Origin of the sequence: Stenotrophomonas sp. Marseille-Q4652 (assembly GCF_916618915.1) — a bacterium.
Classification (GTDB): Bacteria; Pseudomonadota; Gammaproteobacteria; order Xanthomonadales; family Xanthomonadaceae; genus Stenotrophomonas.
Genome location: NZ_CAKAKE010000001.1, coordinates 1202496 through 1218278, shown reverse-complemented (window position 1 = coordinate 1218278; position 15783 = coordinate 1202496). Strand labels below are relative to the sequence as shown.

Genomic DNA, 15783 nt, shown 5'->3' with positions numbered 1-15783 from the left:
ATCAGCGAAGCATGGCTGCTGACAACGCCGCTGCGTGGCCCCGCGATGCCGAAATCCCACTCACAGACGTCCGATCCGTGCCCAAAACGGGGCTTGCGCGACCACCGCCTACCCAGCAGACTGCCCGAAAAGGGCGTTTGAACTTCCTATACGCCCAATTTATGCGCGAATATCCACTGACTAAAGTTGTACTCGAAGGCCATACGGATGATCGTGGTTCCGAAGCCTATAACCAACAGTTGTCCGAAAAACGTGCCGCAGCGGTGGCAGGTGTGTTGGTTGAGCGTTTTGGTATCGACCGCTCACGGGTGAGCTCTGTCGGTTACGGTGAATCCAGCCCCATCGTCAGCAATGACACCGCCGAAAACCGCGCACGCAACCGTCGCGTAACTGCCAAAGTCAGCGCCAACGTGGAAACCATCAAGCGTTGATCCCGCTGCCGATCGCGGACTCCAGTTCCGCGATCGGCTGTCTTCACCGGGTTTTCTGGTGAAGACGACAATTCCCCACCAAACGGAGAGGTAACCCGTGCAAGAGAATTTCCAAGCCATTATTGACCAAATTCCCGAACTCACCGCCTTGTACGGCATGAAAATCCTATTGGCCCTTGCCGTCTTTTTTATCGGCAAATGGCTCGCACAAACCATTTCCCGAGTGATCAGCAAAGGCCTCGAATATCGAGGTGTCGATGGCGCGGTATCCAGCTTCTTCCGCCAAATTTCCTACTACGGCTTATTGATTGTGGTGGCCGTAGCAGCGCTCGGACAACTGGGTGTGCAGACGGCATCATTTATTGCGGTCATTGGTGCTGCCGGCCTTGCTATCGGCCTCGCTTTACAAGGCTCATTAGCAAATTTTGCTGCAGGCGTACTGCTGATTCTGTTTCGTCCATTTCGCGCCGGAGACTATATAGAAGCAGCGGGAACAGCGGGTGTGGTGAAATAAATTTCTATTTTTTCCTCGACCTTTGTCACCCCGGACAACAAAACCATAACCGTCCCGAATGGCGGTATTCTCGATGGCAACATTGTCAATTATTCGCTGCAGGCAGAAAGACGTATCGACCTGGAAATTGGTGTTAGTTACGGCTCCGATATTGAAGTGGTAAAACGTGAACTACTGGCCGTCACTCGTGAGGACGAGCGCGTCTTGAAAGATAAAGATGTCACCGTCGGCATCATGACTTTCGCCGACTCCTCCATCAACTTTGTCGTGCGCCCATGGGTGCGAACAGCCGACTTCTGGCCGGTGCGCTTTGCCCTGATGGAGGCCATCAAAAAGCGTTTTGATGAAACCGGCATTGAAATTCCATTTCCGCAAATGGATGTCCACGTACAAAAGCTGCCAAAGGAATAAAGTCGCAGCCTTGCCCGCTGCGTGCGCGCAGCGGGCAAGGTTCTTTAGACTTATTTTCGGCGCCTGTAAAAAAAATCGGGCTCACGTTAAGATAGCGCTCCTCTACCGCGATCGCTTCGCGACACTTGGATGCGTCTATGTACAAAACAATCGAAACCCAGTCATTTCTCGCCCTGCTGGTCTTGGTATCCCTCGCTCACGCTGCAAACGCTGCCCGGTGACGACGGTTCGCTGGAGGGCGATGCCGGCAAGGTCGGCGGCTTCTCGCTGCATGCCGGCGTGGCCGCGGAAGCACACGAAAGCCACAAGCTCGAAAAGCTGTGCCGCTACATCACGCGCCCGGCGATCAGCGAGCAGCGGCTGTCGATCTCACCGCAGGGTAGGGTGCGGTATCAGCTCACGACGCCGTGGCGAAATGGGACCACGCATGTCGAATGGGATGCGGTGGACTTCATCGCCAAGCTGGCGGCACTGGTCCCGCCACCTCGCGCGCATCTCACCCGCTTCCACGGCGTATTCGCCCCGAATGCAAACCTGCGCGCGCAGCTGACGCCCTCGGGGCGCGGCAGGCGGCCTGCGGGCGATGCGGCGCCGGTTGACGCAAGCGCCCACGACGAGCCGCGCAGCCCCGAGCAGAAGCGCCGTGCGATGAGCTGGGCGCAACGGCTCAAGCGGGTCTTTTCCATCGACGTCACCACCTGCGCCCACTGCGGCGGCGCGGTGCGGATCGTCGCCAGCATCGAAGACCCCAAGGCCATTCGCGCCATCCTCGCCCACTTCGAGAAACACGGCGCGCTGGAGCAAGCGCACTACCGGCCCGCAGCGCGCGCCCCGCCGCCCGCCGCGTGATGAGGCGCCGGCCACACAGCCGGAAGCCAAGCCAGAGTCCGATCCGATGCGGCCACGACCCCGCAGGGCTGCGCTCGGCCCTGTGCCGGGATTCGGTTCGAACGGCCGTGGATTGCGAGGCAGCGCGTCCGCGTTATGCCGAAGTTCCCGTTGCGAACGTCCAGTCCGTGTCCGAACCGGCGCTTGCGCGACCGCCGGCTACCCGACAGACTGCCCGAATAGAGCGTTTGAACTTCCTATACTCCGGGAAAGGGATGTCGTGTGGATGAAACGTTGACCCCGCGGATCCGGAGGTCATGGCGAACCGAAGTCGATGCGGAAGAGCGAAGAAACCATCACCCGCGATAACGATGGCATAAGCTATGAGCGGAGGTTTCCGCTCTGGCTGCGCATCTTCCTGCTGCCCTGGGTGCTGCTGTGCATCCCGTTCATCCTCTTCTACCTGGACAGCGCGCAATCCGTCGATTGGGCAGACCCGCCGGTCGCGGGCGCGGTGCTGGCCACCGTCGGCCTCGTGATCCTGCCCCTCGGCCTTTCGGGGCTTCTGCTCGGCTATGCGCTGCTCGGCGCCGGCATCGAGTTGCGGCTGGACAGCCGCTCGGCCGAGGCGATCCTTAGGCGGCAATCGCCCCTTCGCACGCGCGTGACGCGTTATCCGCTGGCGGCCGTGCGGATCGCCAAGGTCGAGCTGAAGGCCGACCATCCCGCAAACGATGCGGCGATCATCACGCTGAAAATGCCCGATGGCGTGACCGTGCATCTCGGAGGCTTTTTCCGGGACGAGGACGCCCGACACTGGGCGGAAGACATCCGCACCCGCCTCACCGCCGCGCCGAAGGATATCGTGCCGCCGGCGCCGCCCGCCGACCAGAACTAGGGCCAGGGACCGAGCAAGCTGCCGGCAGGCGGATGAAGGGCAGGCCGTCCGAGCCCGCTAAAACGCAATCTCCACCGACGGCGCGCTGCGTCTTGCCTCGCCATGATAAACCGCCTCGATATTGTTGCCGTCGGGGTCGAGCACGAAGGCGGCGTAGTAGCCGGGGTGGTAGGGCCGCGCGCCCGGCGCGCCGTTGTCGCGGCCGCCATGGGCAAGCGCTGCGGCTTTCCCGGTGACCGACGCGCGCGCGATCAGCGGGCATTCGATGGGCGGGCACGGCGCGCTGGAGCAAGCGCACTACCGGCCCGCAGCGCGCGCGCCGCCGCCGGCCGCGTGACGAGGTGCCGGCCACACAGCCGGCAGCCAAGCCAGAGTCCGATCCGATGCGGCCACGACCCCGCAGGGCTGCGCTCGGCCCTGTGCCGGGATTCGGTGAGAAATGGCTACGCACTGAGCCGCTGCGCGGCCCCGCGATGTCGAAAACCCACGCATGAACCCCCGATCTGTGCCCGATCTGTGCCCAAAGCGGCGCTTGCGCGGCCGCTTCCTACCCGCCAGACTCGCAAAAAAGGGCGGTTGAACTTCCTATACCCGGCTGCCTTTTTATTGATCTCGCCAGATTAGGGATAGCCACCTTGAACCTTCGTCCCCTGCTTTTTCTGTGCCTGCCCGCCGGCCTGCTGCTGAGTGCCTGCGACCAGGCTCCCGCCCCCCAGGAACAGGCGCCGCGCCTGGTCAAGCTGTTTACCGTGGAAGATCCGGCCGGGGCGCGCCTGCGCGAATTCCCCGCGCGCCTGAAGGCCACCGAGGAGGCCGAGCTGTCGTTCCGTATCGGCGGCCAGCTGAAGACCCTCAACGTGCTGCAGGGACAGCCGGTGAAACGCGGTCAGCTGATTGCCAGCCTGGATGACGCCGACCAGCGCCTGCGCCTGCGTGATCGCCAGGCCAGCTATGACCTGGCCAACGTGCAGTTCCAGCGCATCGCCAAGCTGCTGGAGCGGCAGATGATCTCCCGCGCCGAGCATGACCAGCGCAAGGCCAACCTGGACTCGGCCAGCGCGGCCCTCAGCCTGGCCCGCCAGGAGCTGGAGTACACGCGGATTCTGGCGCCCTTCGACGCGGTGGTGGCCAATACCCATGTGGACAACTTCCAGGTGGTACAGGCCAAGCAGCCCATCGTCACCCTGCAGAGCGGCAATCAGCTGGATGTGCTGTTTCAGATGCCGGAAAACCTGCTGACCAACCTGCGCAGCCGTGAAGAGAACCGCGACTATCACCCCAGCGTGATTCTCGACAGCCTGCCCGGCCGCGAGTTCGAGGCGGTCTATAAGGAGCACAGCACCCAGCCTGATCCCAAGACCCTGACCTATCAGGTGACCCTGTCCATGCCGCGTCCCGAGGGTCTCAACCTGCTACCGGGGATGAGTGCCACGGTCAAGGTTGACTTGGCCCAGGTCAGCCGTGACCTGGGTAGCCGCCTGCTGGTGCCGGTGGAGGCGGTGTTCAGTCCGGACGACAGCGGCCCCGAGGTCAAGCAGGTGTGGGTGGCTCGCGAGCAGGACGGCGTGCTACGCCTGACGGCCCGCCAGGTCGAGGTGGGCCAGCTGAGCCGCAACAGCATCGAAGTACTCAGCGGCATCGAACCCGGCGAGCAGATCGTTGCCGTGGGTGGCGCCGAGCTGGAGGAAGGCCAGGCGGTAAGGCCCTGGGTACGCGAGCGGGGGCTGTAAATGGATATCGCCGGCTACTTTATCCAGCGTCGCGTCACCAGCTGGCTGGTCACTCTGGTGCTGGGCATCGGCGGGCTGCTGGCCTTTCTCGGAATCGGCCGCCTGGAAGACCCGTCCTTCACCCTGAAGAACGCCATGGTCATCACCAGCTACCCCGGCGCCTCGCCGCAGCAGGTGGAAGAAGAGGTCAGCTACCCGCTGGAGAACGCCATCCAGCAGCTGCCCTCGATCAAGAAGGTCACCTCCATCTCCAGTGCCGGGCTGTCGCAGATCAGCCTGGAACTGCACAGCCAATACAAGGCCGAGCAGATCCCGCAAATCTGGGATGAACTGCGGCGCAAGATCAACGACTTGCAGCCCAACCTGCCACCGGGGGTCAACCCGCCGCAGGTGCGGGATGATTTCAGCGATGTATTCGGCTTCTTCCTGCTGCTCACCGGCGAGGGCTACAGCGCCCAGGAACTGCGCGATTTCGCCGACTACCTGCGCCGTGAGCTGGTGCTGCTGCCGGGGGTGGGCAAGGTCAGCCTGGCCGGCGTGCGCCAGGAACAGGTGCAGGTGGAAATCTCGCGCAGCAAGATGAGCAGCCTGGGCATCGCCCCGCAGCGTCTGGCTCAGGTGCTCAGCCAGCAGAACGTGGTGTCCAACGCCGGGCGTATCCTCGCCGGCAGCGAATCGATCCGCCTGCACCCCACGGGAGAACTGCAGGACGTACGCGAACTTGAACGCCTGGTCATCAGTGATCCGGGTAGCCCGCAGCAGATCACCTTGGGCGATATCGCCCAGGTCAGCCGTGGCTTCAGCGAAACCCCGGGCAACCTCTACCGCATGAACGGCCAGCCGGCCCTGACCCTGGGCGTGTCCTTCGCACCCAAGGTCAACGTGGTGGACGTGGGCGCGGCGATCAATGCACGTCTGGCCGAGCTGGACAACCAGCGCCCCGCCGGTATGCAGCTGCAGGTGTTCTACGATCAGGCCGCCGAAGTGGAAAGCTCGGTGCGTGACTTCGTGATCAACTTCATCGCCTCGGTGGTCATTGTCATCGTCGTGCTGCTGGTCTTCATGGGCCTGCGCAGCGGCCTGCTGATCGGCCTGATCCTGGCCCTGACGGTGCTCGGCAGCTTTATCTTTATGCGCCTGCTGGGCATCGAACTGCAGCGCATCTCCCTTGGCGCCCTGGTGATCGCCCTGGGCATGCTGGTGGACAACGCCATTGTAATTGTCGAAGGCATCCTGGTCGGCCGCCAGCGTGGCCAGAGCACTCTGGAATCGGCGCGGGCCATCGTCAAGCAGACCAACCTGCCGCTGCTCGGCGCCACCCTGATCGCCATCATCGCCTTTGCCCCCATCGGCCTGTCCGACGACTCCACCGGCGAGTTCTGCCTGTCGCTGTTCCAGGTGCTGCTGATCTCCCTGCTGCTCAGCTGGGTCACCGCCATCACCCTGACGCCCTTCTTCGCCAGCCTGTTCTTCCGCGATAACCAGACCCTGACCAGCCAGGATCAGGGCGATCCCTACGGCGGGGTGATCTTCACCGCCTACCGTGCCCTGCTGGACTTTGCCCTCAAGCGCCGTGGCCTGACCCTCGGGCTGCTGGCGGTGCTGCTGGTGGTGGCCATCGGCGGTTTCGGCAAGGTGCGTCAGAGCTTCTTCCCGCCATCCAACACGCCGATGTTCTTTATCGACCTGTGGCTGCCCCAGGGCACCGATATCCGCTACACCGAGCAACTGGTGGCCGAGCTGGATCAGCATGTACTGCAGCAGGAAGGGGTGACCACGGTCAGCAGCAGCATCGGCCAGGGCGCCCTGCGCTTTATCCTCACCTACTCGCCGCAGAAGCAGTACCCCAACTATGCCCAGCTGCTGGTGCGCACCGACAACCTGGAGCGCATCGAGCCGCTGATCAACCAGCTGGAACTGCATGTTGCCGAGCAGTACCCGCAGGTCAAACCCAAGTTCAAGCAGCTGATGCTTGGCCCTGGCAACGACAGCAAGATCGAGGCGCGCTTCAGCGGCCCCGACCCCGAAGTGCTACGCCGCCTGGGTGGCGAGGCCATCCGCCGTATCCGCCAGGACCCGGTGGCCACGGCGGTGATGCACGACTGGCACGAGCGCACCAAGCTGGTTCGTCCACAATTTGCCGAGGCCCGCGCCCGTGAACTGGGGGTGGACAAGAGTGCACTGGATGACCTGTTGCGCATGAGCTTCTCCGGCATGAACGTGGGCCTGTACCGCGACGGCACCCGCCTGCTGCCGATTGTCGCGCGCACCCCGGACAACGAGCGGCTGAATGCCGACAGCCTCAGTGATCTGCAGATCTGGAGCAACGCCCGGGGCAGCTATCTGCCCATCGAGCAGGTGCTGCAGGGCTTTGCCACCGAATGGGAAGACCCGTTGATCATGCGCCTGGACCGCAAGCGCACCCTCACCGTGCAGGCCGATCCGGCCCTGCTCAGCGGGGAAACCGCGGCCCAGCTGTTCCAGCGCATCAAGCCCGAGGTCGAGGCCATCCCCCTGCCCGAGGGCTACAGCCTGGAGTGGGGCGGTGAATACGAAAGCTCGCGCAATGCCAAGGGCGCGGTATTCGGCAGCCTGCCCCTGGGTTATCTGGTGATGTTTATGATCACCATCCTGCTGTTCGACTCGTTCAAGCGCGCCACCGTGATCTGGCTCACCGTGCCCCTGGCGATGATCGGCGTGACCCTGGGCTTTCTGCTGACCGGCATTCCCTTCGGCTTTATGGCCCTGCTCGGCCTGCTCAGCCTGAGCGGCATGCTGGTGAAGAACGGCATCGTCCTGGTGGATGAAATCCAGCTGCAGCTGGCCAGCGGCAAGGACGCCCTGCAGGCCGTGGAAGAGGCCTCCATCAGCCGCGTACGCCCGGTATCCATGGCCGCCCTGACCACCATCCTGGGCATGAGCCCGCTGTTGACCGACGCCTTCTTCCAGAGCATGGCGGTGGTGATCATGTTCGGCCTGGGCTTCGCCACCCTGCTCACCCTGGTGGTGCTGCCGGTGCTCTATTGCGTGTTCTACGGGATCAAGGCGCAGACCAAGGCAGAAGTCTGAGGGGCGGTTGTCCACCCTATGCTGGCGTGACGTGGCGTAGGGTGGGCAACGCACAGCTTGTCCACCCGCTGTTATTCCCTGCTACATCTGACGGGCGCGCCTAAAACGCCGCCAGCCCGAGCGCAGGTCATCCAGCATCGGCACCAGGGCCAGGCTGATCAGCAGCAAGGCCAGCGGTAGCGTGGACACATAGCCCAGGCGGTTAAAGCCAAAGGCCCCGGCAATCCCGCCCATAAAGAAATACAGGGCCAGCAGGCTCAGCACCTGCAGACGCTGGCGGTCGACCTGGACCCGGCCGAACTGTTCGCCGTGGCGGTTCCAGTACAGCAGCTTGCCCAGCTCGATGCCGATATCGGTGACGATGCCGGTGATATGGGTGGTGCGAATCTCCGCCCGCGACAGCTTGGTGATCAGGGCGTTCTGCAGGCCCATGATGAAACACAGCAGCATCACCGTCAGCGGCACGAACAGGCCTTCGATGCTCGCCAGGGTGGCGCCGAGCAAACCGAAGCACAGCAGCAATGCGGCCTCGCAGAGCAGCGGCAGGGCGTTCTCGCTGTGCAGGCGACGACGCCGCGAATAGTTGACCAGCAGGGTCGAGGCGATGGCGCCGAGGATAAAGGACAGCACCCCGCCCAGGCCGCCGAGCACGGGCTTCGTGGCCTTGGTCGAATGCGATCCGCAGCGCAGCGGAACGCCGTCGGGTTCGGGCCTGATGAAGCCTGATCAGGCGTACCGCACCGGGCGGCTGGCGCATTTGAAGCGGGATGCCTTCGCCCGGGTGTTCAACGTTCATCCGCGCCGCGCAGGCGACGGATCCCCGCGCCGGTCGGTCAAGCGGAGTGCGTGCTCACCCGCGCGGCACGCGGCGCGGCGACGATTCCAGCTGCTGCACGCGGCCTTCGATCTGGTCGAGGCGCTGGTTGGCGCGCTGGGCGCCCTGATTGGCGGATTCGGCGCTCTGGGCCGCGCCCTGCACCTGGGTGTCGAGGCGGTCGAGGCGGGAGTCGCCGCGGCAATGTCTGACGCGAAGATCAGAACGCACCGATACGAACGTGCGAACACAGGCGCAACACTGAGCAGCCGTCCCCGCACCGGAGCGCTGCGTGCCGCGCCTCGCCACATCCCGGCGGCAAGCCGCGGGATGCGCGCCACTGCCGTCCGCCCACACCGGTTCGCGGTACGCGCGCCACGCGCCCGAGCGCACGCTGCTGTACGCGTTGGTAGAGGCGCACTACCCGGACTTCATTGTACGGATCGAAGCGGAGGGCCGCTCGCTGCCCGGATATGTCCGCGAGGCGTTCGATGCCTACCTGCGTTGCGGCGTGCTCGAGCACGGCTTCCTGCGCGTGGTCTGCGAGCACTGTCGTGCCGAGAGGCTGGTGGCGTATTCCTGCAAGAAGCGCGGGCTGTGCCCGAGCTGCGGCGCACGGCGCATGGCCGAGTCGGCGCGGCATCTGGTGGACGAGGTGTTCGGCCCGCGGCCGGTGCGGCAATGGGTGCTGAGTTTCCCCTACCCGTTGCGCTTCCTGTTCGCCAGCAAGCCGGAGGCCATCAGCCCGGTGCTGGGCATCGTGCATCGTGTGATCGCCGGTTGGCTTGCCGATCAGGCCGGCGTGCCGCGGGATACGGCGCAATGCGGTGCGGTGACCCTGATCCAGCGCTTCGGCAGCGCGCTGAACCTGAATGTTCACTTCCACATGCTGTGGCTCGACGGCGTGTACGACGCGAACGTCGAGCCCCCGCGGCGCAAACCGCGCCTGCGCCGCGCCCCCACCTCTGCGCAACTGACGCAGCTCGCCAACACCATCGCGCATCGCGTGTGCCGGCACCTGTCGCGCCGCGGCTGGCTCGAAGGCGAAGACGAATCCGTGTTCCTGTCCGACAGCGCGGGTAGCGACGACGGCATGGATGGGCTGCGGATGAGTTCGATGACCTACCGCATCGCCACCGGTCGCGACGCTGGCCGCAAGGTCGTCACGCTGCAAACATTGCCCGGTGACGCAGGCTCGCTGGAGGGCGACGCCGGCAAGGTCGGCGGCTTCTCGCTGCATGCCGGCGTGGCCGCGGAAGCACACGAAAGCCACAAGCTCGAAAAGCTGTGCCGCTACATCACGCGCCCGGCGATCAGCGAGCAGCGGCTATCGATCTCGCCACAGGGCAGGGTGCGTTACCAGCTCAAGACGCCATGGCGCAATGGCACCACCCATGTCGAATGGGATGCGGTCGACTTCATCGCGAAACTGGCCGCACTGGTCCCGCCACCTCGCGCCCACCTGACCCGTTTCCACGGTGTGTTTGCCCCGAATGCAAACCTGCGCGCGCAGCTGACGCCCTCGGGGCGCGGCAAGCGGCCTGCGGGCGATGCGGTGCCAGTGGACGTCAGCGCCCACGACGAGCCGCGCAGCCCCGAGCAGAAGCGCCGTGCGATGAGCTGGGCGCAACGGCTCAAGCGGGTCTTTTCCATCGACGTCACCACCTGCGCCCACTGCGGCGGCGCGGTGCGGATCGTCGCCAGCATCGAAGACCCCAAGGCCATTCGCGCCATCCTCGCCCACTTCGAGAAACACGGCGCGCTGGAGCAAGCGCACTACCGGCCCGCAGCGCGCGCCCCGCCGCCCGCCGCGTGATGAGGCGCCGGCCACACAGCCGGCAGCCAAGCCAGAGTCCGATCCGATGCGGCCACGACCCCGCAGGGCTGCGCTCGGCCCTGTGCCGGGATTCGGTGAGAAATGGCTACGCACTGAGCCGCTGCGCGGCCCCGCGATGTCGAAAACCCACGCATGAACCCCCGATCTGTGCCCGATCTGTGCCCAAAGCGGCGCTTGCGCGGCCGCTTCCTACCCGCCAGACTCGCAAAAAAGGGCGGTTGAACTTCCTATACCCTCACCGCGCTGACCACCGCGCTGGTGCTGGTGGGCGCATGGACCTCGATCGACCGGCGCGTGAGCCAGTACTTCGGTTCCATGCTGATCCTCGAAGGCCTGATGATCGGCGTGTTCTCGGCCGTGGACGCGCTGCTGTTCTACGTGTTCTTCGAGGCCATGCTGATCCCGATGTTCATCATCATTGGCGTCTGGGGCGGTCCGCGACGCGTGTACGCGTCGATCAAGTTCTTCCTGTACACGTTCCTCGGCTCGATCTTCATGCTGGTCGGCCTGATCTACCTGTACCTGAAGGCCGGGAGCTGGCAGTTGCCGGACCTGTACGCGCTGCGGCTGACCTCGACCGAGCAGATGTGGCTGTTCTTCGCCTTCCTCGCCGCTTTCGCGGTGAAGGTGCCGATGTTCCCGGTGCACACCTGGCTGCCGGACGCGCACGTGGAAGCGCCGACCGGCGGCTCGGTGATCCTGGCCGCGATCATGCTCAAGATCGGCGGCTACGGCTTCCTGCGCTTCAGCCTGCCGATCACGCCCGACGCCGGCCACGAATGGGCCTGGCTGGTGATCGCGCTGTCGCTGATCGCGGTGGTGTACGTGGGCCTGGTGGCGCTGGTCCAGGAGGACATGAAGAAGCTCATCGCGTACTCCTCGGTCTCGCACATGGGCTTCGTGACCCTGGGCACGTTCATCGCGTTCTCGCTGATGCGCGACGTGAGCGGCGGCGAGGATGCGGCGCGCCTGGGGCTGCAGGGCGCGATGGTGCAGATGATCTCGCACGGCTTCATCTCCGGCGCGATGTTCTCCTGCGTCGGCGTGCTCTACGACCGCATGCACACGCGCATGATCCGCGACTACGGCGGCGTGGCCAACGTGATGCCGTGGTTCACCTTCTTCATGGTGCTACCCACCTCTGGTGGGCAAAACCAACAAAGCTCGATAAATCCGCTGCCGTTTACTAGGGCCTGTTAACACATCCTCAGTCCATCAGCGACGAGCACGAAGCTGATGAAGCCCAGGAACATGAGGTCGAGTTTCTCGAACCGCGAGAAGATACGGCGATAGCCTTTGAGTCGACGGAACAACCGCTCCACCTCATTGCGGCGCTTGTACATCTCGCGGTCGTAGTCCCACGGTTCGATCCGCGTCTTCATTGGTGGCACCACCGGAATGAAACCCAGATCCAGTGCCAGCTGCCGTGTCTCGTTGCCTTCGTAGGCACGGTCCATCAACAAATGCACCGGTCTGCTGGTCGGCCCAAGACTGCTGAGCAGGCGCCGGCCTTCGGGTGCGTCGTGCGCCTGCCCAGGCGAGAGGCAAAACGTCACGGCCGTTCGAGCATCCGCGGCAACCATATGAATCTTGGTGTTCCATCCGCCTCGGGACTTTCCGATGGACTGCGGACTTTTTTTTAGTGCCCCTGTGCCGTCGGGATGGACCTTGATGCTTGTGGAGTCCAGCGAGACGGCTTCGATCCTGATACGCACGACTTGCGCACGCTGCAACTCCTCGAACATGCGATCCAGGACGCCAGCTTTGGTCCAGCGATTCATGCGCGTGTAAATCGTGTGCCAGTTGCCGAAGCGTTTGGGCAGTCCGCGCCACTTGCAACCATGTTCGGCCACATAGAGGATCGCATTGACCACCTGCAGATTGCTCAGGCTGACGTTGCCACGCTGCCTGGGCAGGCAGTGTTCAATGGTAGCGAATTGTTCGGGCGTGATCTCCATGTCGGAGATTTTCTGGCGCAATCGTCGCCGTCGCCATTAGTGTTAACACGCCCTAATGAAGCAGTCGGACCCAGTAACCCGGGGTGCAACGGCCGAACTGATTGACGAGCTGAGCTGCGGCATCACGCTTAGTCCCGAACCGACGCGCGTGGCAACGGAAGTGGCGCATTTCCTCCATGCGAATGTTGGGCACAGCGTTCATCCATTGGAACACTTGGTCTGGACCAAGGTCCCGTACATCCTGGGTGTCCAGCATCCAGTGGCCACAGCCTTCCCAGAGGATGAGCGACTCGTCATTCAGAAGGCGTTCTTCGACCACCTCTGGGAGGTTTCTTTATCGACGATGGTTGAGACCATCGGGGACGCTTGGCCGCCCGCCTCGCCATTCGTCGACATTGCCGATCGGCTGAATCGTGACAACGCGGCGCACGCTCCGTCGATGAAGAGCTTCGCGCAGGTCTATCGCGACGAGATTAATGGTGTCTTGGAACTCGCAGCTCCGATCGCCGCCGAGGTGCTGCACGACATGGCCGTGAAGTCGCTCGGCCTCGGCATCCAACCTTCAGCAGATGAGCGGGAAGGAATCACGAGGCAGTGTCTCGGCTTGCTACGGGCAGCAGTCCGGAAGCCAGTCGGTCGGCGTGCTCTGCGCACGCTGCAAGTTGGTGCTCTGTTGCATGCGGCGCTACGCTGGAATCGCACGCAGAAGCTGAATGCCAACGACATATTCGACTTTCATCATGCCGGCGCTGCGTTAGGGAAGGTCTGATCAAAGCGCGCTGATGCCTAGATTTCAGCGCCAAGGCGCCTGATCGACCTCGATGTGATCACTTTCTCGCCACTTCTGGCGCTTTTCGACGGCTTTCCCCGTCCAACAGACGGATTAACCCGTCGGCAGCAACAGACGTCGCCGCGCCATCCACAGATTCGACAGCGCGAACAGCGTCAACACCTGCGCCGTGTTCTTCGCCAACCCGCGATAGCGCACCTTGGTGTAACCGAACTGCCGCTTCACCACTCGGAACGGATGCTCCACCTTCGCCCGCAGGCTGGCCTTGAAGTGCTCCCAGCGTTCGGCGTATTTGCGATCACGCTTGTTCTTCATCGCACGAAACTTCGACGGCTTCTCCGCGATCCAGAACGCAGCCTCCACGCCTTGCAGCTCCTCGCGCTTGTCCGCGCCCGTGTAGCCGCTGTCGCCGCAGATTGTGTCTTCCTTGCCGTGCAGCAGCTTGTGCACCTGCGTCACGTCGTTGACGTTCGCCGCCGTGCACTCCACGTGGTGCACCAGGCCCGACTCCTCGTCCACGCCAATGTGCGCCTTCATCCCGAAGTGCCACTGGTTGCCCTTCTTCGTCTGATGCATCTCCGGGTCGCGCTTGCCGTCCCTGTTCTTGGTAGAGCTCGGTGCCGCAATGATCGTCGCATCGACGATCGTGCCGGCCTTCAAGCTCTGGCCCTTGCGCGCCAGGTGCGCGTTCACGCGCTCCAGGAGCTGCGGCGCCAGATCATGCGTCTCCAGCAGCCGGCGGAAGTTGAGGATCGTGGTTTCGTCCGGGATGTTGTCCAGCCCACTCAGGCGGGCAAAGCGGCGCATCACCGGCATCTCGTACAGCGCCTCTTCCATGCCCGGGTCGCTCAGCGCGTACCACTGCTGCAGAAAGTGGATGCGCAGCATCGTCGCCAGCGCGTACGGCTGCCGGCCACGCTGGCCCATCTTCGGGTAGTGCGGTGCGATCAGCGCCAGCAATGCGTTCCACGGCACAACCTGCTCCATCTCCGCCAGGAAGATCTCGCGTCGCGTCTTCTTCCGCTTGCCCGTGTGTTCCGCGTCCCCGAAGCTCAGCTGCATCGTCGTCATCCGTCGAACCTTGCGCTATTGTCGCCGAGGAATTGTTCAGAGCATCCTTAGGCTACTGCGATGTCCTTTTGACGGACGGGCCTATGCACACGCTTCTGACGCAGCGGCACTTGAGCATCGAACGCGATTTCCCGTGCCGGGTCATGTCTTCCGTTGAAGAGGCAGCCACTTGGGTTCGGCATCGCATCGCATGATGGGTCGAAAGAAGCTCTCGTATGCGGAATCACAGCGCGAGGCGAGAGGATGAAGTTCGGCCCCTTGTTCGGTATGATTAAAGCTGATTGATGATGAGCCGATGCCGCGCAAACCCGCGCCAGGAAAGGGCGTGTTTCCCTGACGGTAAAAGCGGCGGTATGGGCCTATGTCGATCAAAGCCAAACCCTTTAACCACGCGGACTTGCGTGGCTTGTTGATGATCGAGTGGGAGTGAACCGCGCGAAGCCGCGTTGATCGGGGCACTGGTGGGTGAATCGGGCGGGCATTGGCGATAGGTCGATGCCCGTTCCCGTTTGTGGGCCGTGACGCGGCATGGCTATCCTGCGCCTCCGTCCGGAACGGCGGGGGCGGGCAGGCGACAGGGGCACGCACGAGGAAGGCGCGATGGACGAAAAACGGGGCACGGGCGTGCAGGAAGACCACCTGCGCATCTGGCAGCGTGGGCCGAAATAGCGACGTTGGCTGGTCATCGTGGGGATGTTCCTGGGCGGATGGACGCTGCTGTTCGGTGGCTGGATCGGCGTCGCGTTGCTGCGGGGGGCAACCGATCGTGATGCCGGGGCGGCTGCCTTCAATATCGTGCTGGTCTTCTTCATGGCGACCTGCATGTTCCTCGCGCTGCATCGCGCGCTCTATCGCCAGTTCTGGCATCAGGACCGCAAGCGCGCTGTCGACGGCATGCACCCCGTCGATACCGCGTTCCCGTCGAAGGCCGCGTGGGCACTGCCGCCGCCGGCCGTGCACTGGCCGTGGGGGTTGCGCCTGCGCCATGGCGTCCTGCGGGTCATCGGCATGGCGACGTTGCTGCATGTGTTCCTGCCCTTCGGGAACCAGATGGCCATCAGCGGCTTCCTGGCACGGTACAGCGCCGGATGGGCGTCGGCAGGGAGCCTTGCGACCCTGCTGTTCGCCTGGGTGCCGCTGGTCCTGCTCCTGTTGCTTTCCATGCTGCTGCTGTCACGCCAGATGCGGCGGCGCGACGCCGGGCTGCTCGACGAAGAAGGCAAGCGGTTGCTCCAGGCCGAGACGAACTGGCTGTTTTCCTTCGCGGCCGCCTTTGCGATGACCGTGTTGTTGTGCCGCGTATTTGGCGCGATGGTGGTCCGCTATCTCTGACGGCCATTGCCGCCGTGCGTCGCGCTGTCCCTGGTTGCCGGCAGCAGCGACGGTTGCATTTACCCGCTATTGCCGCGCTGTCTGCGGATTGTCCGGGAAC

At 63.8% G+C, this 15783-nt stretch carries 13 protein-coding genes and 5 pseudogenes; 13 read left to right on the top strand and 5 right to left on the bottom strand.

What is annotated here, in order from left to right; genetic code table 11:
* The first annotated feature begins 11 nt into the window (after positions 1-11).
* The 5 genes and pseudogenes from LG380_RS15835 (at position 12) to LG380_RS05560 (ending at position 3082) form a co-directional block, all read left to right on the top strand.
* Positions 12-431, top strand: coding sequence for an OmpA family protein (locus LG380_RS15835; protein ID WP_080376624.1), 420 nt, complete (start codon positions 12-14; stop codon positions 429-431).
* A 157-nt stretch (positions 432-588) separates the two neighbouring features.
* Positions 589-1029 (top strand): annotated as a pseudogene (locus tag LG380_RS15925) (mechanosensitive ion channel domain-containing protein); the annotation flags it as partial.
* The gene (locus tag LG380_RS15920) at positions 1012-1356 is read left to right on the top strand and encodes a hypothetical protein (RefSeq protein ID WP_343237797.1); all 345 of its coding nucleotides are present in this window, start codon (positions 1012-1014) and stop codon (positions 1354-1356) included. The pseudogene LG380_RS15925 and the gene LG380_RS15920, both read left to right, overlap by 18 nt.
* A 246-nt stretch (positions 1357-1602) precedes the next feature.
* Positions 1603-2205 (top strand): annotated as a pseudogene (locus tag LG380_RS05565) (transposase); the annotation flags it as partial.
* A 313-nt stretch (positions 2206-2518) separates the two neighbouring features.
* Positions 2519-3082, top strand: a complete 564-nt coding sequence (locus LG380_RS05560; protein ID WP_225763966.1) for a hypothetical protein — start codon at positions 2519-2521, stop codon at positions 3080-3082.
* A 57-nt stretch (positions 3083-3139) separates the two neighbouring features.
* On the opposite strand, the pseudogene LG380_RS05555 reads toward LG380_RS05560, so the two are convergent.
* A pseudogene (locus LG380_RS05555) lies at positions 3140-3304 on the bottom strand (VOC family protein); the annotation flags it as partial.
* Between the two features lie 10 nt (positions 3305-3314).
* Between LG380_RS05555 and LG380_RS05550 the strand changes: the two are divergent.
* The 3 genes from LG380_RS05550 to LG380_RS05540 all read left to right on the top strand — a co-directional run bounded on the left by LG380_RS05550 (position 3315) and on the right by LG380_RS05540 (position 7881).
* On the top strand, positions 3315-3419 hold the full coding sequence (locus tag LG380_RS05550; protein WP_225763965.1) for an alpha/beta hydrolase-fold protein: 105 nt from the start codon (positions 3315-3317) through the stop codon (positions 3417-3419).
* A 298-nt stretch (positions 3420-3717) separates the two neighbouring features.
* Positions 3718-4812, top strand: a complete 1095-nt coding sequence (locus LG380_RS05545) for an efflux RND transporter periplasmic adaptor subunit (RefSeq protein WP_053506936.1) — start codon at positions 3718-3720, stop codon at positions 4810-4812.
* Complete coding sequence (locus tag LG380_RS05540; RefSeq protein ID WP_053506937.1) at positions 4813-7881, top strand: efflux RND transporter permease subunit; 3069 nt, start codon at positions 4813-4815, stop codon at positions 7879-7881. It abuts the gene before it with no gap.
* Between the two features lie 81 nt (positions 7882-7962).
* Here LG380_RS05540 and LG380_RS05535 read toward each other — a convergent pair whose 3' ends face one another.
* On the bottom strand, positions 7963-8532 hold the full coding sequence (locus LG380_RS05535; RefSeq protein WP_225763964.1) for a YoaK family protein: 570 nt from the start codon (positions 8530-8532) through the stop codon (positions 7963-7965).
* Position 8533: 1 nt separating this feature from the next.
* Between LG380_RS05535 and LG380_RS05530 the strand changes: the two are divergent.
* Positions 8534-8674 (top strand): annotated as a pseudogene (locus tag LG380_RS05530) (ATPase); the annotation flags it as partial.
* A 57-nt stretch (positions 8675-8731) separates the two neighbouring features.
* On the opposite strand, the gene LG380_RS05525 reads toward LG380_RS05530, so the two are convergent.
* Positions 8732-8926, bottom strand: a complete 195-nt coding sequence (locus LG380_RS05525) for a hypothetical protein (RefSeq protein ID WP_019186234.1) — start codon at positions 8924-8926, stop codon at positions 8732-8734.
* Between the two features lie 109 nt (positions 8927-9035).
* Between LG380_RS05525 and LG380_RS05520 the strand changes: the two genes are divergently transcribed.
* Both LG380_RS05520 and LG380_RS05515 read left to right on the top strand, forming a co-directional pair.
* The gene (locus LG380_RS05520; protein WP_225766461.1) at positions 9036-10511 is read left to right on the top strand and encodes a transposase; all 1476 of its coding nucleotides are present in this window, start codon (positions 9036-9038) and stop codon (positions 10509-10511) included.
* 255 nt (positions 10512-10766) lie between these two features.
* Positions 10767-11663 (top strand): annotated as a pseudogene (locus tag LG380_RS05515) (NADH-quinone oxidoreductase subunit M); the annotation flags it as partial.
* A gap of 65 nt (positions 11664-11728) precedes the next feature.
* On the opposite strand, the gene LG380_RS05510 reads toward LG380_RS05515, so the two are convergent.
* On the bottom strand, positions 11729-12490 hold the full coding sequence (locus LG380_RS05510; RefSeq protein ID WP_137138293.1) for an IS5 family transposase: 762 nt from the start codon (positions 12488-12490) through the stop codon (positions 11729-11731).
* Between the two features lie 55 nt (positions 12491-12545).
* On the opposite strand from LG380_RS05510, the gene LG380_RS05505 reads away from it, so the two are divergent.
* On the top strand, positions 12546-13259 hold the full coding sequence (locus LG380_RS05505) for a hypothetical protein (RefSeq protein WP_225763963.1): 714 nt from the start codon (positions 12546-12548) through the stop codon (positions 13257-13259).
* Between the two features lie 114 nt (positions 13260-13373).
* Here the strand turns inward: LG380_RS05505 and LG380_RS05500 are convergent, their stop codons facing one another.
* The gene (locus tag LG380_RS05500) at positions 13374-14342 is read right to left on the bottom strand and encodes an IS5 family transposase (RefSeq protein WP_225763962.1); all 969 of its coding nucleotides are present in this window, start codon (positions 14340-14342) and stop codon (positions 13374-13376) included.
* A 702-nt stretch (positions 14343-15044) separates the two neighbouring features.
* Here LG380_RS05500 and LG380_RS05495 point away from each other — a divergent pair.
* Positions 15045-15683, top strand: a complete 639-nt coding sequence (locus tag LG380_RS05495) for a hypothetical protein (protein WP_225766460.1) — start codon at positions 15045-15047, stop codon at positions 15681-15683.
* Positions 15684-15783 lie beyond the last annotated feature (100 nt).